At 68.9% G+C, this 24,477-nt stretch carries 20 protein-coding genes and 1 pseudogene; 17 read left to right on the forward strand and 4 right to left on the reverse strand.

What is annotated here, in order from left to right:
- The first annotated feature begins 2 nt into the window (after nt 1-2).
- The 6 genes from GU5_RS0100765 (at nt 3) to GU5_RS13295 (ending at nt 8,430) form a co-directional block, all read left to right on the forward strand.
- The gene (locus GU5_RS0100765; protein ID WP_010523673.1) at nt 3-1,025 is read left to right on the forward strand and encodes an ABC transporter ATP-binding protein; all 1,023 of its coding nucleotides are present in this window, start codon (nt 3-5) and stop codon (nt 1,023-1,025) included.
- The gene (locus GU5_RS0100770) at nt 1,012-2,109 is read left to right on the forward strand and encodes an ABC transporter ATP-binding protein (protein ID WP_010523674.1); all 1,098 of its coding nucleotides are present in this window, start codon (nt 1,012-1,014) and stop codon (nt 2,107-2,109) included. The genes GU5_RS0100765 and GU5_RS0100770 overlap by 14 nt, the downstream gene beginning before the upstream one ends.
- 587 nt (nt 2,110-2,696) lie before the next feature.
- The gene (locus tag GU5_RS0100775; protein ID WP_237704633.1) at nt 2,697-3,653 is read left to right on the forward strand and encodes an ABC transporter permease; all 957 of its coding nucleotides are present in this window, start codon (nt 2,697-2,699) and stop codon (nt 3,651-3,653) included.
- Between the two features lie 79 nt (nt 3,654-3,732).
- Entirely contained in the window at nt 3,733-4,584 is an 852-nt protein-coding gene (locus GU5_RS0100780) for an ABC transporter permease (protein WP_139084249.1), read from the forward strand.
- A complete protein-coding gene (locus tag GU5_RS0100785) occupies nt 4,581-6,632 on the forward strand; it encodes an ABC transporter ATP-binding protein (RefSeq protein ID WP_010523677.1) in 2,052 nt (683 codons plus the stop codon). Before GU5_RS0100780 ends, GU5_RS0100785 begins: the two co-directional genes overlap by 4 nt.
- Nucleotides 6,613-8,430: an ABC transporter family substrate-binding protein gene (locus tag GU5_RS13295; RefSeq protein ID WP_237704634.1), complete on the forward strand. Its 1,818-nt coding sequence runs from the start codon at nt 6,613-6,615 to the stop codon at nt 8,428-8,430. The genes GU5_RS0100785 and GU5_RS13295 overlap by 20 nt, the downstream gene beginning before the upstream one ends.
- A 330-nt stretch (nt 8,431-8,760) precedes the next feature.
- Here the strand turns inward: GU5_RS13295 and GU5_RS0100795 are convergent, their stop codons facing one another.
- A complete protein-coding gene (locus tag GU5_RS0100795) occupies nt 8,761-9,675 on the reverse strand; it encodes a LysR family transcriptional regulator (RefSeq protein WP_010523679.1) in 915 nt (304 codons plus the stop codon).
- Between the two features lie 72 nt (nt 9,676-9,747).
- Between GU5_RS0100795 and GU5_RS0100800 the strand changes: the two genes are divergently transcribed.
- Nucleotides 9,748-10,761: an EamA family transporter gene (locus tag GU5_RS0100800; RefSeq protein ID WP_010523680.1), complete on the forward strand. Its 1,014-nt coding sequence runs from the start codon at nt 9,748-9,750 to the stop codon at nt 10,759-10,761.
- Here GU5_RS0100800 and GU5_RS13300 read toward each other — a convergent pair.
- The gene (locus GU5_RS13300; protein ID WP_083830242.1) at nt 10,682-11,338 is read right to left on the reverse strand and encodes a GNAT family N-acetyltransferase; all 657 of its coding nucleotides are present in this window, start codon (nt 11,336-11,338) and stop codon (nt 10,682-10,684) included. The two genes, GU5_RS0100800 and GU5_RS13300, sit on opposite strands and share 80 nt — an antisense overlap.
- A gap of 511 nt (nt 11,339-11,849) precedes the next feature.
- Here GU5_RS13300 and GU5_RS15720 point away from each other — a divergent pair.
- The 7 genes from GU5_RS15720 (at nt 11,850) to GU5_RS0100835 (ending at nt 18,933) form a co-directional block, all read left to right on the forward strand.
- Nucleotides 11,850-13,223 (forward strand): GTP-binding protein, encoded by a 1,374-nt coding sequence (locus GU5_RS15720; RefSeq protein WP_369750440.1) that lies wholly within the window; start codon nt 11,850-11,852, stop codon nt 13,221-13,223.
- Nucleotides 13,202-13,795, forward strand: coding sequence for a hypothetical protein (locus GU5_RS17820; RefSeq protein ID WP_369750441.1), 594 nt, complete (start codon nt 13,202-13,204; stop codon nt 13,793-13,795). Before GU5_RS15720 ends, GU5_RS17820 begins: the two co-directional genes overlap by 22 nt.
- Nucleotides 13,792-14,379, forward strand: a complete 588-nt coding sequence (locus GU5_RS16125; protein ID WP_010523682.1) for a hypothetical protein — start codon at nt 13,792-13,794, stop codon at nt 14,377-14,379. Before GU5_RS17820 ends, GU5_RS16125 begins: the two co-directional genes overlap by 4 nt.
- A gap of 185 nt (nt 14,380-14,564) precedes the next feature.
- The gene (gene fdxA / locus GU5_RS0100820) at nt 14,565-14,885 is read left to right on the forward strand and encodes a ferredoxin (protein WP_010523683.1); all 321 of its coding nucleotides are present in this window, start codon (nt 14,565-14,567) and stop codon (nt 14,883-14,885) included.
- Nucleotides 14,886-14,902: 17 nt separating this feature from the next.
- Nucleotides 14,903-16,000, forward strand: a complete 1,098-nt coding sequence (gene dapC / locus GU5_RS0100825) for a succinyldiaminopimelate transaminase (protein WP_010523684.1) — start codon at nt 14,903-14,905, stop codon at nt 15,998-16,000.
- 186 nt (nt 16,001-16,186) lie between these two features.
- Entirely contained in the window at nt 16,187-17,470 is a 1,284-nt protein-coding gene (locus GU5_RS0100830) for a citrate synthase (protein ID WP_010523685.1), read from the forward strand.
- 284 nt (nt 17,471-17,754) lie between these two features.
- Nucleotides 17,755-18,933: an IS30 family transposase gene (locus GU5_RS0100835; RefSeq protein WP_139084252.1), complete on the forward strand. Its 1,179-nt coding sequence runs from the start codon at nt 17,755-17,757 to the stop codon at nt 18,931-18,933.
- Nucleotides 18,934-19,055: 122 nt separating this feature from the next.
- On the opposite strand, the gene GU5_RS0100840 is transcribed toward GU5_RS0100835, so the two are convergent.
- Nucleotides 19,056-20,069 (reverse strand): hypothetical protein, encoded by a 1,014-nt coding sequence (locus GU5_RS0100840; RefSeq protein WP_029513895.1) that lies wholly within the window; start codon nt 20,067-20,069, stop codon nt 19,056-19,058.
- Nucleotides 20,070-20,088: 19 nt separating this feature from the next.
- Nucleotides 20,089-21,063, reverse strand: a complete 975-nt coding sequence (gene dapD / locus GU5_RS0100845) for a 2,3,4,5-tetrahydropyridine-2,6-dicarboxylate N-succinyltransferase (RefSeq protein ID WP_010523688.1) — start codon at nt 21,061-21,063, stop codon at nt 20,089-20,091.
- Nucleotides 21,064-21,093: 30 nt separating this feature from the next.
- Between dapD and dapE the strand changes: the two genes are divergently transcribed.
- The 3 genes and pseudogenes from dapE to GU5_RS17735 form a co-directional block, all read left to right on the forward strand.
- Nucleotides 21,094-22,317 (forward strand): succinyl-diaminopimelate desuccinylase, encoded by a 1,224-nt coding sequence (dapE, locus tag GU5_RS0100850; RefSeq protein ID WP_010523689.1) that lies wholly within the window; start codon nt 21,094-21,096, stop codon nt 22,315-22,317.
- A 170-nt stretch (nt 22,318-22,487) separates the two neighbouring features.
- Complete coding sequence (locus GU5_RS0100855; RefSeq protein WP_010523690.1) at nt 22,488-23,492, forward strand: TAXI family TRAP transporter solute-binding subunit; 1,005 nt, start codon at nt 22,488-22,490, stop codon at nt 23,490-23,492.
- A gap of 515 nt (nt 23,493-24,007) precedes the next feature.
- Nucleotides 24,008-24,463: pseudogene (locus tag GU5_RS17735) on the forward strand (TRAP transporter large permease subunit); the annotation flags it as partial.
- Nucleotides 24,464-24,477: the final 14 nt, after the last annotated feature.

Below are 24,477 nucleotides of genomic sequence, written 5' to 3' on the forward strand. Positions count from 1 at the left end.
CGATGACCAACTCCTCCACCGCCGAGCCGCTGCTCGAGGTGCGCGATCTCCAGGTGGAGTTCCGCACCAAGGCCGGCACGGCCCAGGCCGTCAACGGCCTGAACGTCACGCTGCACGCCGGCGAGACGCTCGCCATCCTCGGCGAGTCCGGCTCCGGCAAGTCGGTGACCGCCCAGGCGATCATGGGCATCCTGGACATGCCGCCCGGACACATCGCCGGCGGCGAGATCCGCTACCGCGGCGAGGACCTGCTGCAGATGCCCGACGAGCGACGTCGGCGGCTGCGCGGGATGAACATCTCGATGATCTTCCAGGACGCGCTGTCCTCGTTGAACCCGGTGCTGCCGGTCGGCTGGCAGATCGGCGAGATGTTCCGCGTCCACCGCGGGGTGAAGCGTCGCGAGGCGCGGCAGAAGGCCGTGGAGATGATGGAGCGGGTCGGCATCCCGGCGGCGGAGAAGCGCGCCGGGGACTTCCCGCACCAGTTCTCCGGCGGCATGCGCCAGCGCATCATGATCGCCATGGCGATCGCTCTGGACCCGGACGTGCTCATCGCCGACGAGCCGACGACCGCGCTGGACGTGACCGTCCAGGCGCAGGTGATGCGGCTGCTGAAACAGCTGCAGGAGGAGTTCAACATGGGACTCATCCTCATCACCCACGATCTGGGCGTGGTGGCCGACGTCGCCGACAAGATCGCCGTGATGTACGCCGGCCGGGTCATGGAAGCCTCCGACGTGTACTCGATCTACAGCAGCGCCGCGCATCCCTACACGCGCGGGCTGCTGGCCTCTATCCCGCGGGTCGACGGTGCGGACGAGCGCCTCGACGCCATCCCGGGGCTGCCTCCGGCGCTGACCGACATGCCGCCGGGCTGTCCGTTCAGTCCCCGCTGCGCCTTCGCCACCGACCGTTGCCGCACCGAGCGGCCGGAGCTGCGCGAGATCGCCGCGGGGCACACCGCCGCGTGCCACTACGCGGAGGACTTCATCACCGCCGAGGAGGACCAGCATGAGCCTGCCTGAGACGACGTCCGCGGCCGCGGGCCGCGGAGAAGATCCGTTCGCGGACGCCGAGGTCGTCCTCGACGTGCAGAACCTGGTCAAGCACTTCCCGCTGACCCAGGGCATCGTCTTTCAGCGCAGAGTCGGGGCGGTGCAGGCCGTCGACGACGTCAGCTTCCAGCTGCGCCGGGGCGAGACGCTGGGCATCGTCGGCGAGTCCGGCTGCGGCAAGTCCACGCTGGCCAAGCTGCTGATGCGGCTGGAGGATCCCGACGCCGGCGCGGTGTCCTTCCGCGGCGAGGACTTCCTCGCCGCGAAGGGCGAGCATCTGCGCCGGCTGCGGCGGAAGATCCAGATCATCTTCCAGGACCCCTACACCTCGCTGAATCCGCGGATGTCGGTCGGCGACATCATCGCCGAGCCGTTCTCCCTCCACCCGGAGGAGAAGCCGGCCCAGGGAGTGCGGAACCGGGTGAAGGAGCTGCTGGCGCTGGTCGGGCTGAATCCCGACCACATCAACCGCTATCCGCACCAGTTCTCCGGCGGACAGCGTCAGCGCATCGGCATCGCCCGCGGGCTGGCGCTGAACCCGGACGTCATCATCTGCGACGAGCCGGTCTCTGCTCTGGACGTCTCGGTCCAGGCTCAGGTGATGAACCTGCTCGACGACCTGCAGCAGCAGCTGGGGCTGTCCTACATCTTCATCGCCCACGACCTCTCGGTGGTGCGCCACATCGCCGACCGGGTCGGGGTGATGTACCTGGGGCGGCTGGCCGAGCTGGGCACCGAGGAGGAGATCTACCGGGAGCCGTCGCATCCCTACACCCAGGCGCTGCTCTCGGCGGTGCCGGTGCCGGATCCGACGCTGCGCGGACAGCGGGAGCAGATCGTGCTCGCCGGTGATCCGCCGAATCCGGCGGACCCGCCGTCGGGATGCCGCTTCCGCACGCGCTGCTGGAAGGCCACCGATATCTGCACGACCCAGGAGCCGCAGCTGGTCTCCCGGCCCGGCGTCTCGCAGCTCTCAGCCTGTCACCATGCCGCACCCGACTGGGAGGTCGAGGGAGCGCCGGACGACGCGCGGCGGAACGACGATTCTGCGTAACATCCTGTCATGAACGACGATGCGGCGAGGGCCTCGGAGATGACTCCGGGGCCCTCGTGGTGTATCCCGGGTGTTTCGTCGTGCGGTGCATTAGGTCGTGACGCTGGTCACGGACTGTGCGTCGGCCGGGCGCAGGCTGGGTCGTCGGATCGGCGTGATCGCGGGAAACTCTGAAAGGAATCTTGCAGAACGCGCGACGGCGGCGCTGTTGCCGGCAGGTTTCGTTGCGCGGTGTGACCTGGGTCATCTCGACCCTTCGGCGAGCTGTCGAGCGGAGTGACCGGGCAGTAACGATCGGATCACGGGGCATCTCGACATCTTGGCGTCACGCGGAGCGGCCGTATTCTGGTGCTTGTCCAGCCATGGTGTTAGGTGCATCACGTCATGCAGAGCATGTGCGACGTTCCTGATTCCGTGGTCCGCAGAGGCAGGGAGGAGAACCCCATGAGCAGTGCTCGGATTCCGGCGACCGTCGAAGGCATCGCGGGGCGGGCACGGCGCTGACGCCGTGATCCAGCCACGCAGCCACAGCACGACCGAGCCGAAAGACCTGGACTCCGTTGATCCGCTATCTGACACGACGCATCTTGACCTGGGTCGGGATGATCTTCGTGGCGACCAACGCCACGTACTTCCTGGCCTGGGCGTATCTCGACCCGCACAGCAACTTCATGGGACATCGTCCTCCGCTGACCTCGGGCGAGATCAACAACATCCTGGAGCCGCGCAATCTCGCGAGTTCCGTCCCGCTCTTCGAGCGGTGGTGGACCTGGCTGACGGACATCCTCGTGCACTGGGACTGGGGCCTGAGTCCTGCGGGAGGGTCCGTCAACGACCAGATCGAGTACCGCATCTGGGTCAGCGCCATGCTGGTCCTGGGGGCGACCGTCTTCCAGGTGCTCATCGGCGTCGCCCTGGGCGTGTTCACCGCCTCCCGCCAGTACTCGCTCCTGGACCGGCTGGGCATCGGCTCCTCCACGGTGACGATGAACATCCCGCTGCCGGTCATCGCTCTGGCTCTCGTGCTGGGTGCGATCGCGCTGAATGATGCGGTCGGCACGCATGTGCTCTACGTGACCGGGTCCGAATCGCTCGGCGTCGAGGGCTTCTTCCCCGTCCTGGTCGACCGGCTCCAGCATGTGCTGCTCCCGACGATCGCGATCATCTTCATCGGCTACTCGGGATACCACCTGCTCCAGCGGACGTTGTTGCTGGACAACATCAAGGCCGACTATGTGCGCACTGCCCGGGCCAAGGGACTGACGAAGCAGCAGGCGATCCGTCGTCACGCGCTGCGGACCTCGCTCATCCCGGTCACCACCCAGGTCGCCTTCCAGATCCCGGCGATCTTCACCGGAGCCGTGTTGACGGAGAAGATCTTCGCCTGGAACGGGATGGGGGAGTACTTCATCACCACACTGGGCGACAACGACATCCACGGCGTCGTCGCCGTCGCCGCCTTCGCGGCGCTGATGACGGCGATCGGAGCTTTGATCGCTGATGTGGCCGTGGTCGCACTCGACCCGCGAGTGAGAGTGAGCTGAGATGAGCAACGTGACGACCGTCCAGGCGAGCGGCGGGGCCACCGGCGATGGGACGCGGCCTCGGCGGCCGCGCCGGCCGATGAGCAAGACCAAACTGTATACACGACGGTTCATGCGGAACAAGTCGGCCGTCGTCGGTCTGGTGGTGTTCGGCCTCATCGTCGCCTTCGCATTGACCGGCCCGTTCTTCCAGAGGTACGACCACGTCGAGTTGGACTTTCTCGCGCTGAGCGAGGGGCCCAGTGCCGACCACTGGTTCGGCACGAACTCGGGTGGCAATGACCTCTTCGCCCAGGTGGTCTTCGGTCTCCAGCGCTCATTGATGATCGCGTTGGCCGTCTCGAGCGGAGCGACGGTGCTGGCGGCTCTCGTCGGAGCCTCGGCGGCCTACTTCGGCGGCAATGTGGAGAAGGCTCTCGTCGGATTCATCCACTTCCTCATGGCCACGCCGACATTCCTCATCGTGGCGATGATGTCCGAGGACTCCGGCGGCGACTGGCGGGTCATCTCGCTGGTGCTGATCTTCATGACCTGGTTCTTCCTGGCGCGCACCATCTGGACGCTGTCGCTGTCGCTCCGCGAGCGCGAGTTCATCACAGCGTCGCGCTACATGGGCGTGCCGGGGGTGATGATCGTGCTGCGTCACATGGTGCCGAACATCGCCTCGCTGCTGATCGTCAATTGGACGCTCGGCGTCATCCAGGCCGTCCAGATGGAGACCGCTCTCTCCTTCCTCGGCTTCGGCGTCAAGCTCCCTGACGTGTCGCTGGGCTCGCTGATCCGCGTCGGCGCCGACACGATCACCAGTTCTCCGTGGCTGTTCTACTTCCCAGCAGCCGTCCTCACACTCTTGACGGTGTCCTTGGCGCTCATCTCCGACGGGCTCCGTGACGCCTTCGACCCGACGTCCGGCGCAGGAGGCCATGCATGACTTCCTCTCTTCTCTCAGTGCAGGACCTGGCGGTGAGCTTCCCGTCCGAGGCCGGGCGCGTCGATGCCGTGCGGGGTGTCTCCTTCGAGCTGAAGCCGGGTCAGACCCTCGGCATCGTCGGTGAATCGGGATCCGGAAAGTCCGTCACGTCGATGGCGGTCATGGGCCTGCTGGACGACAACGCCACCATCGGCGGATCCATCTCCTTCGACGGCGAGGAGCTCATCGGGAAGTCGGACAAGGAACTCTCGCAGCTGCGCGGATCCGGGATCTCGATGATCTTCCAGGATCCGCTGACCGCACTCACTCCGGTCTACACCGTCGGCGACCAGATCGTCGAGGCGTTGAAGAGCCATCAGAAGATCTCCACGCAGGCCGCCTGGGACCGTGCTGTCGAGCTGCTCCAGCTTGTAGGCATTCCGAACGCGACCGCGCGTCTGAAGTCCTTCCCGCACGAGTTCTCCGGAGGCATGCGTCAGCGTGTGGTGATCGCCATCGCGATGGCCAACGATCCGAAGGTCATCATCGCCGATGAGCCGACCACCGCCCTGGATGTGACCATCCAGGCGCAGATCCTGGACCTGCTGAAGACCGCTCAGCGGGAGACTGGTGCGGCGGTCATCATGATCACCCACGACCTCGGCGTCGTGGCCGACGTCGCCGATGACGTGATGGTCATGTACGCCGGCCGGGCGATCGAGATGGCCCCGGCCGACGTGCTCTTCGACGATCCCCGCATGCCCTATACTCTCGGGCTGCTCGGGGCCGTGCCGCGCGTGGACAAGCAGGAGAAGCAGCCGCTGGTGCCGGTGAGGGGCAATCCGCCGATGCTCATCGAGCTCCCCGACGCCTGTCCGTTCGCCGACCGGTGTCCTATCGTCCAGGAGGCCTGCCGGCAGGGCGAGCCGGTGCTGGTCGACGTAGAAGGTCGACCGGGCCATCAGGCCGCGTGTCGCCGCGCCGAGGAGATTGCGGCCGGAGCGGTCGACGGGGAACCCGTCTTCCCGGTGCCCGAAGCCGTCGAGGGACAGCTTGAGAGCATCCCCCGCGACCAGCGACGGGTGACGCTCGACGTCGAGAACCTGGCGAAGACGTTCCCGCTGATGAAGGGCTCGCTGTTGAAGCGCAAGGTCGGCGAGGTGAAAGCGGTCAAGGGGCTGACCTTCGACATCCGTGAGGGCGAGACGCTGGCGATCGTCGGTGAGTCCGGCTGTGGCAAGTCGACCACGTTGCTGCAGATCATGGATATGGTCACGCTCGACGACGGCCGCATGGAGATCGCCGGAACCGATGTCGCGACGGTGAAGAACCGACGTCAGGAGCGCGAGCTGCGGCGGGACATCCAGATCGTCTTCCAGGACCCGATGGGGTCCCTGGACCCGCGCATGACCGTCTACGAGCTCATCTCCGAGCCGCTGCGCAGCTTCGGCGTGAAGGCCTCGGATGCGGTGGAGCGAGTCGAGGAGCTCATGGAGCTGGTCGGGCTCGACCCGGCGCACAGCGACCGGTTCCCGACCGCCTTCTCCGGCGGTCAGCGCCAGCGCATCGCTATCGCCCGCGCACTGTCCACGGAACCGAAGGTGCTGGTGCTCGACGAACCGGTCTCGGCCCTCGATGTCTCGATCCAGGCGGACGTGATCAACCTGCTGCAGGAGCTGCAGGCCAGACTTGGGCTGTCCTACCTCTTCGTCGCCCATGATCTCTCCGTGGTCCGGCACCTCGCGCACCGCGTGGCAGTCATGTACCTGGGGAGTTTCGTCGAGGAGGGTGACGTCGACCCCGTCTTCGACAGTCCCCGGCACCCCTACACGCGGGCGCTGCTCTCTGCGGTGCCCGTGCCCGACCCCGCTGTCGAGAGGGCCCGGGAACGCGTGGTGCTCGCCGGCGACCTCCCGAGTCCCACGGAGGACATCTCGGGCTGCGCCTTCGCGAGCCGTTGTCCGCTGTATCAGACGCTCAACGCCGCGGATCAGGCGCGGTGCACGAGTGAAGTCCCGCGTCTGACGGGGGAGGCAGGTCTGCACACGAATGCCTGCCATTACCGCTGACCCTTCCAAGAAGATCACTCATTCCCATGCCGACAGGCACGAAAGGAGAAACACCATGATGAGGAAGACGAAAGGCACGGTCGCCATCACCGGCGTCCTCGCACTGACTCTGGCTGGCTGCGGCGGAGGCGACGGTGGGGCCGACTCCGACGGCGGCACTTCCGGCAGTTCAGAGGTTGAGCAGGCGGATTACAACCCGCAGCCGCGCGAGAATCTCCAGCAGGGTGGTACTGCGACCTTCCCGATCAGTGAGATTCCCGAGCAGATGAACCCGAACCATGCGCAGGGATCCGCCGACACATCCCGGGTCTGGACCTGGTACAACCCGCAGATGATTCTGATGTCGCCGGAGGGGGAAGCGAAGCCGAACCCTGCCTACCTCGAGGACATCACTACTGAAGTCGTCGACGGGAAGACCGTGGTCACCTATACGATCAACCCGGACGCTCAGTGGAATGACGGGACGCCGATGACATGGGTCTCGTACGAGAACGCCTGGAAGGCGCAGAGCGGGGAGAACGACGAGTACCAGCCCAGCTCGACCGACGGTTACAGCAAGATCGAATCCGTCGAGCAGGGCGAGGACGAGCGTCAGGCCGTGGTGACGTTCGAGACCGAGTACCCCTGGACCGAGGGACTGTTCTGGAACCTCATGCACCCGGAGATCGACACGCCGGAGAAATTCAACAACGCCTATATCGAGGAGCCGAACCCCGAGTACGGGGCTGGGCCCTACATGGTCGACACGTTCGACGCGAACGGCGGCACGCTGACCTTCGTGCCGAACGACGGTTGGTGGGGCGATGCGCCGATGCTGGACCAGGTCGTCTTCAGACAGCTCGAACCGACTGCTTCGATCAACGCCTTCAAGTCCGGCGAGGTCGACATGACCGGCACAGGCACAAAGGATCGGTTGGCCCAGGTCGCAGACATGGACGGCGTGACCACCTACCGCTCTGTGGCCCCGCAGAACAACCTGTTCACCATCAACGCCACGCGCGAGAAGTTCTCGGACCTGGAGGTCCGTCAGGCGATGATGATGGGCATCGACCGTGAACAGCTGAAGCAGGTCTCCTTCGACGGGCTCGACTATGAGGAAGAGCCGGCCGGCTCCTTCAACCTCTATCCCTTCCAAGAGGGGTACGAGAACGCTTATGAGGAGGCCGGGCTGGAGCACAACCCGGAGGAGGCCAACGCGATGCTCGAAGAGGCTGGCTGGACCGAGGGCGAGGACGGCATCCGTTCCAAGGACGGCACGCGTCTGACGGCCACGTTGCCACTCTTCGGCGATGACCCCGTCGCCAAGACTCGGGCGCGCGCCATGCAGCAGCAGATGAAGGAGATCGGCGTCGAGGTGGAGATCGATCCGCGTGCCGCCGCCGACTTCTCCGAGGACTACACAGGACAGAACTGGGACATCTTCACACTGCGTTTCACCAGCTCCGATCCCTACGGAGTGGCCTACATGTGCCAGGTGTACTGCACCGGCTCGGGCCTGAACCTCTCTGGCACCGGCACGGAGGAGCTGGACAAGCAGATCGAGGAGGTCCAGTCGCTGCCCACGGCGGAGGAGCAGATCTCCGAAGGTATGGACCTGGAAGCCGAGGTTGTGGAGAAGACCTGGGGTATCATGCCGCTGTACAACGGCCCGTCCATCATGACGGCCAAGGAGGGCCTGGCGAACCTCACCCCGGAGCCGTATACCGGCCTCGACCTCTTCGGCGTCACGCCGGTCGAGAACGTCGGCTGGGAGAAGGACAGCGCCGGAGCCTCGGAGAGCGACTCCGAGGAGAGCTGATCTCGGCAGAACCACTCCGGACGGACACTGCCTGACCGTGACACGAGCGGTGGGAGGCTCGAGGTCCTCCCACCGCTCGTGTGTTCGGGCACTAGTTGTTGCTGTTGTGGGGCGTCCGCTGTTCAACAAGGTCCTGCCCCCGCCAGCTCCTCAGGGTGCTGCTTCTTCGGAAGGATGAGCAGAGTTGACCGGTACGGTCTCTGGACATGATCGTCTGCCTCCCAGTCGGAGTGATGATTCGGGGGCGTTTGTCGCCCAGAGACTGGCCACGAGCGGATCGTGGATCGCTGATGGAGGCATCCCTCGGGCCGCTGCTTCGCAACGGCGGCCTCACGCCCCGTCGCCGTGGCGGCCCTCGGCCTCGGCGCCGGCGTCGCGCAGCGCCTCGAGCACCCGGCGCACGGCCAAGCGTTCGGCCCGGTCAGGGCGCATGATCGCACTGATGTGGCGCCGGGCATCGACGTCGGCCAGCGGACGCAGCGTCGTCGTCGCCGTCATCGGCGAGGTGAACCGAGGCAGCAGCGCCAGTCCCGAGCCGTCGGCGACCAGCGCCTCCATCAGGCGGTTGTCCCGCAGCCGCTGCAGGACCCGCAGCTCGGCTCCTGCGGCGCGAGCGATCTCCTGCAGCACGGTGTCGAAGGGGTAGTCGCGCGGCACCCCGTACCAGGCGCACTCCGCGGCCTGCGCGGCGGTGACCTCCGCGGCGGCGGCCAGCGGATGATCGGCGGCCAGGGCGACGTCGATCGGCTCGCGCGCCAGCGGCACCACGGTCAGCCCCTCGGTGCCCGCCGGGCGGGGGCCGCTGAGGCTGTGGGCGACGACGACGTCGTGGTCCAGCGTCAGCTCGGCGAAGCGTGCCTCGGCGATGTCGGCGTCGTGGCACTCCAGCTCGATCCCCTCGGCGTGCGCCGCGCGCAGCGTCCGGGGCAGCAGCACGGCGGCCGCGCTGGGCAGCATCGCCAGCCCCACCCTGCCGGTCGGATGCGCGCGGAAGGCGTCCCAGCGCGCCTGGGCGGCGGCGATCGCGGTGCTGACCTCCTCGCCGGCCTCGGCCAGCACCCGGCCGGCGTCGGTCAGCCGCAGTCCGCGGCCGTGGTGCTCGACCAGCGCCATCCCGGCCTGTCGCTGGGCGGCCTTGAGCTGCTGGGAGACCGCCGACGCGGTGCGATGCGTGGCCTCGGCGACGGCGGTGATGCTGCCGCGGTCGGCCAGTTCGCGGAGCAGGTCCAGATGACGCACGTCCATGAAGTCAGGCTACAGCGACGATGCAGGAGAATTCGATAGTGCTTCAGCGCCCCTGGTGAGCAGACTGGAGCCATGCCGATCCGCCACCGCCTCCTGGCTCTCGTCGTCGCGGCCCTGTGGGGTCTGAACTTCCTGGCCATCGACGCCTCGCTGGGACACTTCCCGCCGTTCTTCCTCGTCGCGCTGCGCTTCACCCTGCTGGCGATCCCGACCCTGCTGCTCGTCCCGCGCCCGGACGTGCCCTGGCGCTGGCTCATCGGCTACGGGCTCGGCTTCGGCACCTTCCAGTTCCTCTTCCTCTACTGGGGCATGGCCGCGGGGCTGCCGGCCGGCATCGCCTCGCTGGTGCTGCAGGCCTCGGCCCCGGCCACCCTGGTCCTCGGGGCGGTGCTGCTGCGCGAGCGCGTCCGCGGCGTGCAGATCGTCGGCATCGTCGTCGCCGTCGTCGGCCTGATCGTGGTCGGGATCCAGCGCGCCGAGCTCAGCGGCGTGCTGCCCTTCCTGCTCGTCGTCGCCGGGGCGCTGAGCTGGTCGGTGGGCAACCTCTGCAACCGGAAGGCGGCCGCCGCGGAGCCGATGCGCTTCGCGATGTGGATGTCGATCGTGCCGCCGCTGCCGATGCTGCTGCTCTCACTGGTCGTCGAAGGTCCCGAGACGATCCACGACTCGCTGGCCTCTGCGGCGACGCCCGAGGCCGTGCCGGCGCTGCTCGGGCTGCTCTACACCGTGGTGCTGGGCACCGTCGTCGCCTCCGGGATCTGGAACGGGCTGATGGCCCGTCACCCGGCCGGAGTGGTCTCGCCGTTCTCCATGCTGGTCCCGGTGGTCGGGATGAGTGCGGCCTGGATCGTGCTGGGGGAGCGGGTCACCGTGCCGGAGCTGCTGGGCGGGGCCCTGGTGGTCGGCGGAGTGCTGTTGGGGAGCCGCCGGAGCCTGTCGATCCCGGGCCGACGGCGACCGTCCCGTCCGCATCCGGCCGGTGCGACGTCGACGGGCGGCGGCCCGGTCAGTCCGGAGCCGGCGCCCGGTCCCACGGCAGCAGCGGGGTCGACGGGGCCGGATCGTCCCGCAGACGTCCGTAGGTGACGACGTCGACGCGCTCGCCGTCGACCAGGAATTTGCCGCGCTCCAGTCCCTCCCGGACGAATCCGGCGGCTCGCGCGACGACGCCGGAGGCCGGATTGTCGGCCCGGTGACCCAGCTCCAGCCGCTCCAGGCCGGTCACGGGCCCGCCGGCGCGGAGCACCGGCGCGGTCGTGGGCCGGGCGGCCTCGTCCGCGGCGGTCGAGAGTGCGTGGTGCGCCGTCGTCGCCGCGGCGGCGGAGGCCAGCCCGCAACCGCGATGCTCCGGGCGGACCCAGTAGAACAGCCAGCCGCGCCGGTCTTCGGCGGTGACCCGCAGCCCGACGACGCCGACTGCCGCGCCGTCGACGTCGACCGCCGCGGCATGCCGGCCGCGGGAGGCGTCGGTCACGTGCAGCACATACGCTCGTGCGGACTCGAGGTCGTCCACGTCGCCCTGCCGGGCCATCTGCGGATCGGCGGCGAAGGCCCGCCGCACCGCCTCGGCATCGGCGCGGCGCAGGGGCCGGAGGGCGTCCCCGTCGAACGGGGAGGGTCCCCTGGCGTCGGACGCGGGGGCGGAAGGGGGAGCCGCGGGCATGGTGCCACTGTATCCGGCGGGGCCGGGCCTCGCGGCGCCGGGCTCGGTCGACGTCCTGCTGTTCGCCGGCGGGCCCGGCCTCGACGTGTGCACCGCCGGCCGGCTCGTCCCCGAGACGTCGTGGACCGCTCCGCCCCGTCGAGTTTCCCGAGCCCCCTCCAACTGGACGGGGAATATGAAACAGGACGGGGCGGATCGGTGGCCCCTTCCAGCTGGACGGGGAGGACTGGTCGGCCGGGCGGGCGGATCGGCGACCCCGCCCAACTGGACGGGGACAACTGGTCGACCGGGCGGTCGCCGCATCGCCCCGCCCAGCTGGACGGGGAGAACCGGCAGGCACCACGGCCCGAGACCGCCCTCCCCACGATCCCTGCACACCGCCCGGTGCGGCGCTGGCCCGGCGGACCAGTAGACTGGGAGGAGCTGATGCCCGCACCACCGCGGGGCGACGTCGTCGTCCCGGTCCGTCGTGCTGGCCGAACACCCCTTTCTGGAAGGTACGCACTCCACCATGACCATCACCGCCGCCCGCGCCCACCTCGGCTCTGACGAGCGCCGGGATCTGCGCAACGTCGCGATCGTCGCCCACGTCGACCACGGCAAGACCACCCTCGTCGACGCCATGCTGTCCCAGACGAAGGCGGTCGGAGGCCACGGCGACGTCGAGGACCGCGTCATGGACTCCGGCGAGCTGGAGAAGGAGCGCGGCATCACGATCCTGGCCAAGAACACCACCGTGTTCTACTCCGGGCCGCACGCCCAGGAGGACGCCGGGGTCGACAAGGTCACTATCAACGTCATCGACACCCCCGGCCACGCCGACTTCGGCGGCGAGGTCGAGCGCGGGCTGTCCATGGTCGACGGCGTCGTCCTCCTCGTCGACGCCTCGGAGGGTCCGCTGCCGCAGACCCGCTTCGTGCTGCGCAAGGCGCTCGCCGCTCAGCTGCCCGTCCTGCTGGTGGTCAACAAGACCGACCGGCCCGACGCCCGCATCTCCGGCGTCGTCTCCGACTCGCAGGACCTGCTGCTGGGTCTGGCCTCGGACATCGCCGAGGAGGACCCGAGCATCGACCTGGACACCGTGCTCGACGTGCCGGTCGTCTACGCCTCCGGCAAGGCCGGCCGCGCCTCGCTCGAGCAGCCTGAGGACGGCGGCCTGCCGCAGAGCGAAGACCTGGAGCCGCTGTTCTCGGCGATCCTGCGCCACGTCCCCGCCCCGCGCTATGACGCCGAGCAGGTCCTGCAGGCCCACGTCACCAACCTCGACGCCTCGCCCTTCCTGGGCCGGCTGGCGCTGCTGCGCGTCTTCAACGGCACGCTGCGCAAGAACCAGCAGGTCTCCTGGGTCCGCAAGGACGGCTCCCACAAGACCGTCAAGATCACCGAGCTGCTCATCACCGAGGGGCTCGAGCGCGTCCCCGCCGAGGAGGCCGGACCGGGCGACATCGTCGCCGTCGCCGGCATCCCCGACATCATGATCGGTGAGACGCTCACCGACCCGGAGGACCCGCACGCGCTGCCGGACATCGTCGTCGACGACCCGGCGATCTCGATGACCGTCGGCATCAACACCTCGCCGATGGCCGGCCGCGTCAAGGGCGCGAAGGTCACCGCACGGCAGGTCAAGGACCGTCTGCAGAAGGAGCTCATCGGCAACGTCTCGCTGAAGGTCCTGGACACCGACCGCCCCGACACCTGGGAGGTCCAGGGCCGCGGCGAGCTCGCGCTGGCGGTGCTCATCGAGCAGATGCGTCGCGAGGGCTTCGAGCTGACCATCGGCAAGCCCAAGGTCCTCACCCGGGAGATCGACGGGGTGATGCAGGAGCCGATGGAGCACATGATCATCGAGCCCCCGAGGAGTACATGGGTGCGATCACCCAGCTGATGGCCGGGCGCAAGGGCATCATGGAGACGATGAACAACACCGGCACCGGCTGGATCCGCATGGAGTTCCGCGTGCCGGCCCGCGGCCTGATCGCCTTCCGCACCAAGTTCCTCACCGAGACCCGCGGCGCGGGCATCGCCTCGTCCTACGCCGACGGCTTCGAGCCGTGGAAGGGCGACATCGAGTACCGCATCTCCGGCTCGCTGGTCTCCGACCGCTCCGGGACGGCCACCCCGTTCGCGATGATGAACATCCAGGAGCGGGGCACCTTCTTCATCGACCCGCAGGACGAGGTCTACGAAGGAATGGTCGTCGGCGAGAACTCGCGCAACGAGGACATGGAGATCAACGTCACCAAGGAGAAGAAGCTCACCAACATGCGCTCCGCCGGCTCGGACAGCTTCGAGGGGCTGACCCCGCCGACGAAGCTCACGCTGGAGGAGTCGCTGGAGTTCGCCAACGAGGACGAGTGCGTGGAGGTCACCCCCGAGGCGGTGCGCATCCGCAAGGTGATCCTGGACTCCTCCGAGCGCAGCAAGCAGTCCCGGAAGAAGAAGAGCGCGGCCCAGTGACGACGGCGCATCCGCGCCGGGGCTTCCGCCCGGTGCTGATGGGCCTGGCCATCGGCATCGGCGCGGTGCTCGGCGTGCTCGGCACCGCCCTGCACGCCGGGATCTGGGTGATCGGCGAGACGCAGGGCGGTCTGGTGCTCCCCTGGGGCGCGGCCCTGGCCCTGCTGATCTGCCTGCTCGCCCAGCTGTGGATCGGTCTCCGGGCGGACTCCGTCGTCGAATCGACGACGATGGGGGTGGTGACCTTCTCGCTGGTCACGGTCACCATGGTCTGGCCCGGCGCCGATCAGCTGGCGGTGCCCTACAGCGCCGAGGCCATGCAGGCGCTGCCGGGTCCGACGATCGCCTCGCTGGTCTGGTGGTTCGGCTCGGTGGGAGTCACCTTCGTCAGCATGCTGGCGGTGCGCTGGCTGATCGCCCGCGAGCCGCTGCCCGCCGAGGGATCGGACGCCGGTGCCGAGGCCGGTGTCGAGGACGGTGTCGAGGCCGGTGTCGCAGACCGCGCCGAGGACAGCACCGCGGACAGCACCGGGGCCGGCGTCGACTTCGGTCCCGCGCCCGGCGGGACTGTGACGCGACCATGACCCCCGGTCAGGACATCGGGGCCGGGGCTCGGTAGACTGGGGGAACCGATCGTCCGAGGACGTCGCCCCCGTCGCGCTCGACGCCGGGCCGGTCGGAGAGCACCCGAGAAGCACAGTCGATCGCCTCGCCCACGATCGGCCGATCCCGTGCCGCCCTCGGCGGCTGAGGAGAGACAGAGGAGTCCATGACCTACATCATCGCCCTTCCCTGTGTGGACCTGAAGGACAAGGCCTGCATCGAGGAATGCCCGGTGGACTGCATCTATGAGGGCGAGCGCTCGCTCTACATCCATCCCGACGAGTGCGTCGACTGCGGCGCCTGCGAGCCGGTGTGTCCGGTCGAGGCCATCTACTACGAGGACGACGTCCCGGACGAGTGGCAGGAGTACTACCGCGCCAACGTCGAGTTCTTCGACGACGTCGGCTCGCCGGGCGGCGCCGCGAAGGTCGGGATGATCGAGAAGGACCACGAGGTCATCACCGCGCTGCCGCCGCAGGAACACTGAGGACGGCCGGCGCGCGCATGCTGACCCTCCCTGAATACCCCTGGGACGCCATGGTCCCGTACCGCGAGCGGGCCCGACGGCATCCGGACGGCGTGGTCGACCTGTCCATCGGCACGCCGGTGGACCCCACTCCGCCGGTGGTCCGCGAGGCGCTGGCGGCCGCCGCCGACGCTCCCGGCTACCCGACCACGCACGGCCGCCGCGAGCTCCGCGAGGCGGTCTCGGGCTGGTTCGCCCGACGGCGCGGCGTCGCCGGCCTCGACCCGGAGGCGGTGATGCCGACGATCGGCTCCAAGGAGCTGGTCGCCTGGCTGCCGACGCTGCTGGGCCTCGGCGTCGGCGACGTCGTGCTGCGTCCGCAGGTGGCGTATCCGACCTATGACATCGGTGCGCAGATCGCCGGGGCCGAGGCGGTCGCGGCCGAGGATCCGGCGGCGCTGGACGAGGAGACGCTGGCGCGGGTGAAGCTGATCTGGGTCAACTCGCCGTCGAACCCCACCGGTGAGGTGAAGACCGCCGAGCAGCTGCGCGCCATCGTCGAGCTGGCCCGCCGCATCGGCGCGGTCGTCGCCTCCGACGAGTGCTACGCGGAGCTGCCCTGGACCGTCGACGAGGTCCCCTCGATCCTGGACCCGCGGGTCTGCGGGGGAGACCACCGCGGACTGCTGGCGGTCTACTCGGCCTCGAAGCAGTCGAACCTCGCCGGCTACCGGGCGGCGTTCGTCGCCGGATGCGGGGAGCTGATCGCCGGGCTGATCAACACCCGCAAGCATGCCGGGATGATCATGCCCGCCCCGGTGCAGGAGGCGCTGCGCGTCGCGCTGACCGACGACGAGCACGTCGCCGCCCAGCGGGACATCTACCGCCGGCGTCGGGAGAAGCTGCTGTCGGCGGTGCAGGCCCGAGGACTGCAGGTGACCGGGTCGCAGGCCGGGCTCTACCTGTGGTGCTCCGACGGCTCCTCGGACACCTGGGGGATCGTGTCCTCGCTGGCCGACGAGGGTCTCGTCGTCGGCCCCGGGGTCTTCTACGGCGACCACGGGGCCGGGCACGTCCGGGTGGCGCTCACCGCCGCCGACGAGCGCGTCGACGCCGCCGTCGAACGCTTGGGCTGACCGGACCGCGGCAGCCCCGCGGGATGGGCGCGAGATGCGTCGATCCCCGCTGTGCCGGGCCGGACGACTCCGTCCGGTGCGGCCGACCATCACCGACCATCGATGCTGTGCACGAACTGGCCCACGAGGTGACGACCAGGTAGGTTAGCTGTGTTGCCAGATGAGTGTGCCCGACAAGGAGACCGCATGACAGAGCAGTCACCAGCTCGTCTGATCCACGACGATCAGAACCTCGAGCTTCCGGTGAAGGCCGCCGTGGAGGGGAACGACGGCTACGAGATCGCCCCGCTGCGCGGCACGACCGGCAACGTCACCTATGACCCCGGTTTCATGAACACCGCGAACACCACCTCCGCGATCACCTACATCGACGGCGATGCGGGGATCCTGCGGTACCGCGGCTATCCGATCGAGCAGCTGGCCGAGCACTCGAACTTCCTCGAGGTCTCCTACCTGCTCATCCACGGCGAGCTCCCCACCGCCGACCAGCTGAGCGCCTTCGACAACGTCACCCGTCGGCACACTCTGCTGCACGAGGAGCTGAAGGACTTCTTCGGCGGCTTCCCGCGGGACGCCCACCCGATGCCGGTGCTCTCCTCGGCGGTCTCGGCGCTGTCGACGTACTACCCGGACTCGCTCGACCCCTACGACGCCGAGCATGTCGAGCGCTCCACCTACCGGCTGCTGGCGAAGGTTCCGACCATCGCCTCCTATGCCTATAAGAAGTCCATCGGCCAGCCGATGCTCTACCCGGACAACAACCTGACGCTGGTGGAGAACTTCCTGCGCGGCTGCTTCGGCGTGCCGGCCGAGCCCTACGAGCTGGATCCGGACCTGGTGAAGGCGCTGGACACGCTGCTGATCCTGCATGCCGACCATGAGCAGAACTGCTCGACGTCGACGGTGCGGCTGGTCGGCTCGGCCCAGGCGAACATGTTCGCCTCCATCTCCGCAGGCATCAACGCCCTCTACGGTCCCGCCCACGGCGGCGCCAACGAGGCGGTGCTGAAGATGCTGCGGCAGATCCAGGGCGGCGACATCACTCCGGAGGCCTTCATGGAGAAGGTCAAGAACAAGGAGGACGGCGTCCGCCTGATGGGCTTCGGCCACCGGGTCTACAAGAACTACGACCCGCGAGCCCGTGTGGTGAAGGGCATCGCCGACGACGTGCTGGCCAAGCTCGGCGGCGACGACGAGCTCTTCGAGATCGCCCAGCGGCTGGAGCAGAAGGCGCTGGAGGACGACTACTTCATCGAGCGCAAGCTCTACCCGAACGTGGACTTCTACACCGGGCTGATCTACAAGGCCATGGGCTTCCCGGAGAAGATGTTCACCGTGCTCTTCGCCCTGGGCCGGCTGCCCGGCTGGATCGCCCAGTGGCGCGAGATGATCCAGGACCCGTCGACGAAGATCGGGCGCCCGCGCCAGATCTACACCGGCGCGACCGAGCGGAACTACCCCGGGGTCTGAGGACCGCGGAGCTCGATCCACCGCGACGCCCCTGCCGGTCTGGCGGGTTCTAGCGGTGGTCGCAACACCCTGATTCTCAGGAGGTTGCGACCACCGTGTCGTTTGCAGAGAGAAAGAAACAGTTCCTCACGCTGCTGGCCGAGGTCGGAAGCGTGACTGTGGCAGCACGTCAGTTGGGCGTGAACCGCAACACTGGATACTCCTGGGCCAGGAGCGCGGGCATCAAATCCACCCGGATTGAGCATCCGAGCAAGGCCGAGTACCTGAAGCTGCGTGATCTTGGACTGACTCAACGCGCCGCGGTTGAACAGGCGGGGGTTCATCCCCGCTCTGGCCGCGATTGGGAACGCGGGATCCGCCGGGCCCAGAACGGGCGGCACTACCCCGATGGCAGGTTCGTCGACTACACCACCGGGCAGACGAAGATAGTCGCTATGGACTCTACTGTGCCGGTGGCCGGCGCCGTTCCCGAGGCGGTCAGCCCTCGACTGTTGTCGTTGTCAGAACGTGAGCAGATCGCGGATCTACCTTGGGCAGGCTGGTCGCTGCGGGCCATCGGCGAGCCCCTGGGCCGAGCGGCCTCGACGATCAAACGTGAACTAGATGCTCACACCAGTGACCAGGACCTGTACCTGCCCTCGGTGGCGCACCGCCGGTCTGCACTCTCCAGGTCCAGGCCGAAGACGGCGAAATTGGCCCGACCAGGGCCGTTGCGGGATGCGGTGGCCTCTATGCTGGCCGAAGAGTGGTCCCCGGAGCAGATCAGTGGGATCCTGCCTCGACAGTTCCCCGATGACGAGGCGATGAGGGTGAGCACCGAGACGATCTACCAAGCGATCTACGTCCAGGCCCGTGGTGGGCTCAAGCGTGAGATCCAGTCAGCGCTGCGCACCGGACGTACCCGCCGGAAGCCCCATCGCAGTGTTGTCCAGCGCCAGCCGCGGTTCAAAGATCCGATGATCATGATCAGCGACCGCCCCGCAGAGATCGAGGACCGTGCCGTACCAGGGCACTGGGAAGGTGACCTGATCATGGGCGCGGCCAACAAGTCCGCGATCGTGACCTTGGTGGAGCGATCGACCCGCTATGTGATGCTGGGGCACCTGCCCGCCGGCGAGCACACCGCTGAGACGGTCCGCGACGTGCTGGTCGATCTGATGGCAACCCTGCCCGGGCACCTCAGGGGATCACTGACCTGGGACCAAGGCTCGGAGATGGCCGCGCATAAGAGCTTCAAGATCTCCTCTGGTGTGCCGGTGTATTTCTGTGATCCGGCTTCGCCCTGGCAACGAGGTTCCAATGAGAACACCAACGGGCTGCTGCGACAGTACTTCCCCAAAGGCACCGATCTCTCAGCTCATGGTCCGTTGGACCTCGAGATGGTCGCGCAGAAGCTGAATCGTCGACCACGCAAAACGCTCGGCTGGGATTCCCCAGCCGAGCGTCTGCTAGAACTTATCTAGTTCTTCGGTGTTGCGACGACCCCTTGAATCCGCCTCTCATCCGGCGGGGACGTCGTCGTGCCGGCCGGAGGCGGCGCGGCGAGCAGAGGGGCGGAGCCGGCGGCCATCGGGGACCGGTCGGCTCAGTCCCGCGGCGTGAACCCGATGCGCACTGTGCGCGGTCCGGCGTCCTGCCCGGCGTCGTCGCCCGAGGCGTCCTCCTCGAGCTGCTCCCAGCGGCCGGTCTCGCGCCGCCACTGGTAGCCGGCCGCCTGCACGGACCACACGCCGTGGACGTCGGCGGTGGCCACCGCCCACTGGCCGACCAGCCAGGCGCGGTCGAGCGCCGGCTGCTCGTCGGTCTCGGAGATCTCCACGACCAGCCGAGTCGCGCCGTCGGCCCCGTCCTCGCGGCGGATGACCTGCTCCTCCGAGTCGTCACGGTCGTCGCCGCCTGGGAGGTCGAGGATGCGGCCCAGCACGGCCGACATCTGCGCGTCCATGCCCTGCGGATCGGCGGCCGGCACGTCCTGCCGGCTGAACTCGCAGGCGACGCCCAGCGGCTGGCGGCCGGTCAGCGGCGGGGCGAAGGCACGGGCCGGATCGATCTGCTCGTCGTAGACGCTGGGGTCCAGCGGGCGGTCGAGGACGTCGGCGGCCTGCTGGACGTCCAGCTGCGGCGTCCAGGAGCGCTTCTCCCGCTCCCGGGCCTCGACGAGGGAGTCGTAGAACCCGGACACCGGGGCGAGGACTTGCACCTGCTGCTGACGATCAGTCCAGTCGGGGCCGGAGTCGCGGAAGAGGGCCCGCGCCGGACGGTCCTCGCCGCCGGGCGAGACGCGCAGCTCGGACTCCTTCAGCGAGATCGCCAGCGCGTCGACCGCCGCCTCGACCGGCAGCCCGCGGTCGGCCGACATCGCCGCGACGAGTGCGGCATGCGCCGACTGCTCGGGGTCCAGATGGTGCTCCTGGGCGCCGAGCGGCACAGTGCAGCCGGGGTCGAGCAGATACTCCTGCTCGTCGATATAGCGCCAGGCGCCGTATCCTGTGCCGCCGACGAGCACCGCCAGCACCGCCAGCACCGCGACGGCCCGTCGGCGGCGGCGCCGACGGACCATGTCGCGGGTGGCCACGATGGGGCGGGAGGAGCGGCTCATCGGACGGCGGCGGCCCGGCTCAGTTCTTGTGCAGCGCGGTGTTGAGCTCGATCTTCTCGCCCATCCGCGGCACCGCCTGGACCTGGCCGGAGGTGGAGTCCCGGCGGAAGAGCAGGTCGGAGACCCCGGAGAGCGCGGAGGCCTTGACCGTCTCGCGCACGGTGCGGTCGTCGGCGAGGACGGCGACCTTGGTGCCGGCGGTGATGTACAGCCCCGCCTCCACGACCGAGTCGTCGCCGATGGAGATCCCCACGCCGGCGTTGGCGCCGAGCAGCACCCGTTCGCCGAGCGTGATCTTCTCCCTGCCGCCGCCGGAGAGGGTGCCCATGATCGAGGCGCCGCCGCCGACGTCGGTGCCGTCGCCGACGACGACCCCGGCCGAGATCCGGCCCTCGACCATCGAGGTGCCCAGCGTGCCGGCGTTGAAGTTCACGAAGCCCTCGTGCATCACGGTGGTGCCCTCGGCGAGGTGGGCGCCGAGCCGCACCCGGTCGGCGTCGCCGATGCGCACACCCTTCGGAGTGACGTAGTCGACCAGCCGGGGGAACTTGTCGATGCTGTGGACGGTGACGTGTCCGCGGCGACGCAGCTTCAGCCGCGTGGTCTCGAAGTCCTCGATCGCGCAGGGGCCGAAGTTCGTCCAGACCACGTTGGTCAGATGGGCGAAGATGCCCTCCAGGTTGATGGTGCGCGGCTGCACCAATCGGTGGGAGAGCAGGTGCAGCCGCAGCCAGACGTCGGAGGTCGAGCTCGCCTCGGCGCCCAGGTCGGCCTCGACCGAGACCACCTGGGTGGACACCCCGCGGTCGGGGTCCTCGGACTCGGCCTCGCGCAGCGAGGCGAGCAGCTCGGCGTCGTCGTTCTCGACCAGCGGCGCCAGCACCGGGGCCGGGAACCAGGTGTCGAGCACCGTGCCGTCGGCGGCGACGGTGGCCAGGCCGTGGCCGGAGGCGAGGCGGGCGGAGGCGTCTGCGGAGGAGTCCAGCGAAGTCATGTCCACCATCCTACGGATTAGAGTGGGCGCATGTCCGAGCGCCATGACTCCAGTCCGTCCGTGTCCGCAGAATCCGCCGGAACCGCCGATGCCGCGGATCGCCGGGATGCGCTCGGCGTCTCGCCGACGGTGCTCGACCCTGACGCCGACGTCGTCGAGCTCACCGAGCGGATCATCGCCTGCGCCTCGGTCTCCGGCGAGGAGACCGCGCTGGCCGACGCCGTCGCGGCCGCGCTGGCGCGGTTGGAGGTGCTGGACCTCCATCGCGACGGCGACACGATCATCGCCCGCACCGACACCGGAGCGGCCGAGCGGGTGGTGCTGGCCGGACACCTGGACACCGTCCCGCTGCCGAGCTCCGCGCATCCGGAGCGCGCCCGCGGGACCGTGCCGCCGCAGTGGGCGGGCGAGATCCTCTACGGCCGCGGCGCGGTCGACATGAAGGGCGGCGTCGCAGTGCAGCTGAAGCTCGCCGCCGAGGTCGCCGCGCAGGTCCGGGCGCTGGCCGCCGGAGCCTCGCTGGACCGGGAGGTGACCTGGGTCTTCTACGACCATGAGGAGGTCGCATCCCACCTGTCCGGGCTCGGACGGGTGATGCGGCGGGTGCCGGAGCTGCTCACCGGTGACTTCGCCGTGCTGCTGGAGCCCACCGACGGCGTCGTCGAGGGCGGCTGCAACGGCACCTGCCGGATCCGGGCGACCGTCCACGGCACCGCCGCCCACTCCGGGCGCGCCTGGATGGGGCGCAACGCCATCCACCGGGCCGCACCGGTGCTCGCCGCGCTGGAGGCCTACCAGCCGCGCACCGTCGAGGTCGAGGGGCTGGCCTACCGCGAGGGGATGAACGCGGTGGACATCTCCGGCGGCATCGCCGGCAACGTGATCCCCGACGTCTGCACGATCGAGATCAACCACCGCTTCGCCCCGGACACCACCGAGGAGCAGGCCCACGAGCGGATCCGCGCGCTGCTGCGCTCCGCCGGAGTGTCCGACGAGCAGACCGAGGTCACCGACACCTCGGCCGCCGCGCGTCCCGGGCTGGGCCACCCGGTGGCGCGGGCCTTCGTCGAGGCCGTCGGCGGCGAGCCGAAGCCGAAGTACGGCTGGACCGACGTCGCGCGCTTCTCCGCGCTGGGCGTGCCGGCGGTGAACTTCGGCCCCGGCGACGCCCTGCTGGCCCACACCGACGACGAGCATGTCTCGGCCACCGCGCTGCGCGCCTGCCACGCGGCGCTGAGCCGCTGGCTGGGCTGAGCCGGTCGTCCGGGATATCCTCCGGGTGTGAGACGGATTACGGTTCGGTCACCAGGTCATCACCGCTCTTCTGCGGAGGGGCCTGCGGCCCTAGTCTGGCCTGACCGGACCGGCGGCGACCCCGCCCCGATCCGTGACGACGCGTCACATCGCATCATCAGGAGGAGACCATGAGGATCCGAAGCACTGCGGCCGCGGCGACTGCGGCGGCGGCCATGCTGGCCCTGTCGGCCTGCGGCGGCGACGACGGCGAGTCCGGAGGCGACGGCGGCTCCGGCGACGGCGACTTCGTCACCGATCTGACCTTCGGCACCGGCGGCACGTCGGGCACCTACTATCCGCTCGGCGGCGAGCTGACCGACATCTTCTCGTCGAGCATTGACGACGTCTCGGTCAACTACGTCGAATCGGGCGCCTCTGCCGAGAACCTGGGGCAGATCTACCAGGAGGAGTGGCAGCTGGGCATGACCCAGAACGACACGGCCAATCTGGCCGTCAACGGCGAGCTCGAGGGGCTGGAGGGCGAGCAGATCGACAACGTCGGCTGGATCGCCAACCTGTACCCGGAGGCTGCGCACATCATCGTCCGCGAGGACGCGGACATCGACTCCGTCGAGGACCTCGAGGGCGCCACGGTCGCCGTCGGCGACGCCGGCTCGGGCACCCGCGCCATCTCCGACGCGATCCTCTCGGCCTATGGCCTGGAGGAGGGCGACTACACGCCGGAGGTCACCGACTTCGGCACTTCCACCGAGATGCTCGCCGACGGGCAGATCGACGCGACGATCTTCGTCGTCGGCACGCCGGTGGCCGGGCTGACCCAGCTGGCCGCCTCCACCGACGTGGAGCTGCTGCCGGTCGAGGACGAGCAGGCGGAGACCATCTCCGAGGAGTCCGGCGCCGAGGCCTACGACATCAGCGCCGACGCCTACGACTTCCTCGACGAGGACGTCCAGACCGTCTCGGTCTTCGCCTCGCTGGTGGCCTCGACCTCGCAGGTCAGCGAGGACGTCGCCTATGAGATGACCCAGGCGATCTTCGAGAACTCCGACCAGATCACCCTCGACGTCGGCGGCTCGATCACTCAGGACGAGGCCCTGGTCGGCATCGGCGACGTGCCGCTGCACCCGGGCGCCGAGCGGTACTACGACGAGCAGGGCGTCGAGCTGCCGTGACCGACGTCCCCTCCGCCGACCGGCCCTCGGCTGCTCCGCAGCCGGGGGCCGGCCCCCGGAACGAGACCGCCCGGAACGAGACCGCCGGGGATGACGCTGCTCAGGACGAGGCGAGCCGGGACCAGGCCGCCGAAGTCCTCCGCGAGAAGGACACCTCCAGCCGCTATCGCACCGACATCGGCTGGTGGGGCTGGATCGTGGGGGCGATCTCCGTCGTCTTCACGCTGTACCACCTCTATGCGGCGCTGGAGCGGCCGTTCAACAACTGGATGCACGGCTCGCTGCACCTGGCCGGGGCGACCTCGCTGATCTTCCTGCTGTATCCGGCCTCGCGCCGGCTGCTGCGCGCCGTCGGTCCGGTGCCCCGGTGGCGCCGGGCGCTGACCGGCGCCGGCGGCTCGGTGCCGGTCTACGACGCGGTGCTGGCCGCCGCGGGGCTGTTCTGCAATCTCTACATCTTCGTCGAGTACACCCGGCTGACCGGCAACTCGGTGCAGGTGCTGGGCTACAGCGACATGGACCAGCTCGTCGCGATCCTCGGGATCGTGCTGGTGCTGGAGGCGACTCGCCGCTGCGTGGGCGTGCCGATCGTGATCATCGCGCTGCTGGCGATGGCCTACGCGCTCTTCGGCGACCGCAGCCCGCTGTTCTCGCACGCGGGGATGACGCTGGAGGGCTTCGCCACCGACACCTTCCTCTCCATCGGCTCGGGCATCTTCGGCACGCCGCTGCAGGTCTCGTCGAACTTCATCTTCCTCTTCCTGTTCTTCGCGGTGGTGCTGCTGCGCACCAACATCGGCCAGTTCTTCAACGACCTGGCCTTCCGCGCGGCCGGGAAGTACACCGGCGGACCCGCGAAGGCCGCCATCGGCGCCTCCGGACTGCAGGGCATGGTCTCGGGCTCCTCGGTGGCCAACACGGTGGCGTCGGGGTCGTTCACCATCCCGATCATGAAGAAGGCCGGGTTCAAGCCGCACGTCGCGGC

Origin of the sequence: Nesterenkonia sp. F, assembly GCF_000220985.1 — a bacterium.
Classification (GTDB): domain Bacteria; phylum Actinomycetota; class Actinomycetes; order Actinomycetales; family Micrococcaceae; genus Nesterenkonia.

What these genes read in the sequence shown, in the direction of transcription:
- GU5_RS0100765 (WP_010523673.1), top strand. Translation starts at nt 3, where the DNA reads ATGACCAACTCCTCCACCGCCGAGCCGCTGCTCGAGGTGCGCGATCTC.
- GU5_RS0100770 (WP_010523674.1), top strand. Translation starts at nt 1,012, where the DNA reads ATGAGCCTGCCTGAGACGACGTCCGCGGCCGCGGGCCGCGGAGAAGAT.
- GU5_RS0100780 (WP_139084249.1), top strand. Translation starts at nt 3,733, where the DNA reads ATGAGCAAGACCAAACTGTATACACGACGGTTCATGCGGAACAAGTCG.
- GU5_RS0100785 (WP_010523677.1), top strand. Translation starts at nt 4,581, where the DNA reads ATGACTTCCTCTCTTCTCTCAGTGCAGGACCTGGCGGTGAGCTTCCCG.
- GU5_RS13295 (WP_237704634.1), top strand. Translation starts at nt 6,613, where the DNA reads ATGCCTGCCATTACCGCTGACCCTTCCAAGAAGATCACTCATTCCCAT.
- GU5_RS0100795 (WP_010523679.1), bottom strand. Translation starts at nt 9,675, where the DNA reads ATGGACGTGCGTCATCTGGACCTGCTCCGCGAACTGGCCGACCGCGGC.
- GU5_RS0100800 (WP_010523680.1), top strand. Translation starts at nt 9,748, where the DNA reads ATGCCGATCCGCCACCGCCTCCTGGCTCTCGTCGTCGCGGCCCTGTGG.
- GU5_RS13300 (WP_083830242.1), bottom strand. Translation starts at nt 11,338, where the DNA reads ATGCCCGCGGCTCCCCCTTCCGCCCCCGCGTCCGACGCCAGGGGACCC.
- GU5_RS15720 (WP_369750440.1), top strand. Translation starts at nt 11,850, where the DNA reads ATGACCATCACCGCCGCCCGCGCCCACCTCGGCTCTGACGAGCGCCGG.
- GU5_RS17820 (WP_369750441.1), top strand. Translation starts at nt 13,202, where the DNA reads ATGGGTGCGATCACCCAGCTGATGGCCGGGCGCAAGGGCATCATGGAG.
- fdxA (WP_010523683.1), top strand. Translation starts at nt 14,565, where the DNA reads ATGACCTACATCATCGCCCTTCCCTGTGTGGACCTGAAGGACAAGGCC.
- dapC (WP_010523684.1), top strand. Translation starts at nt 14,903, where the DNA reads ATGCTGACCCTCCCTGAATACCCCTGGGACGCCATGGTCCCGTACCGC.
- GU5_RS0100830 (WP_010523685.1), top strand. Translation starts at nt 16,187, where the DNA reads ATGACAGAGCAGTCACCAGCTCGTCTGATCCACGACGATCAGAACCTC.
- GU5_RS0100840 (WP_029513895.1), bottom strand. Translation starts at nt 20,069, where the DNA reads ATGAGCCGCTCCTCCCGCCCCATCGTGGCCACCCGCGACATGGTCCGT.
- dapD (WP_010523688.1), bottom strand. Translation starts at nt 21,063, where the DNA reads ATGACTTCGCTGGACTCCTCCGCAGACGCCTCCGCCCGCCTCGCCTCC.
- dapE (WP_010523689.1), top strand. Translation starts at nt 21,094, where the DNA reads ATGTCCGAGCGCCATGACTCCAGTCCGTCCGTGTCCGCAGAATCCGCC.
- GU5_RS0100855 (WP_010523690.1), top strand. Translation starts at nt 22,488, where the DNA reads ATGAGGATCCGAAGCACTGCGGCCGCGGCGACTGCGGCGGCGGCCATG.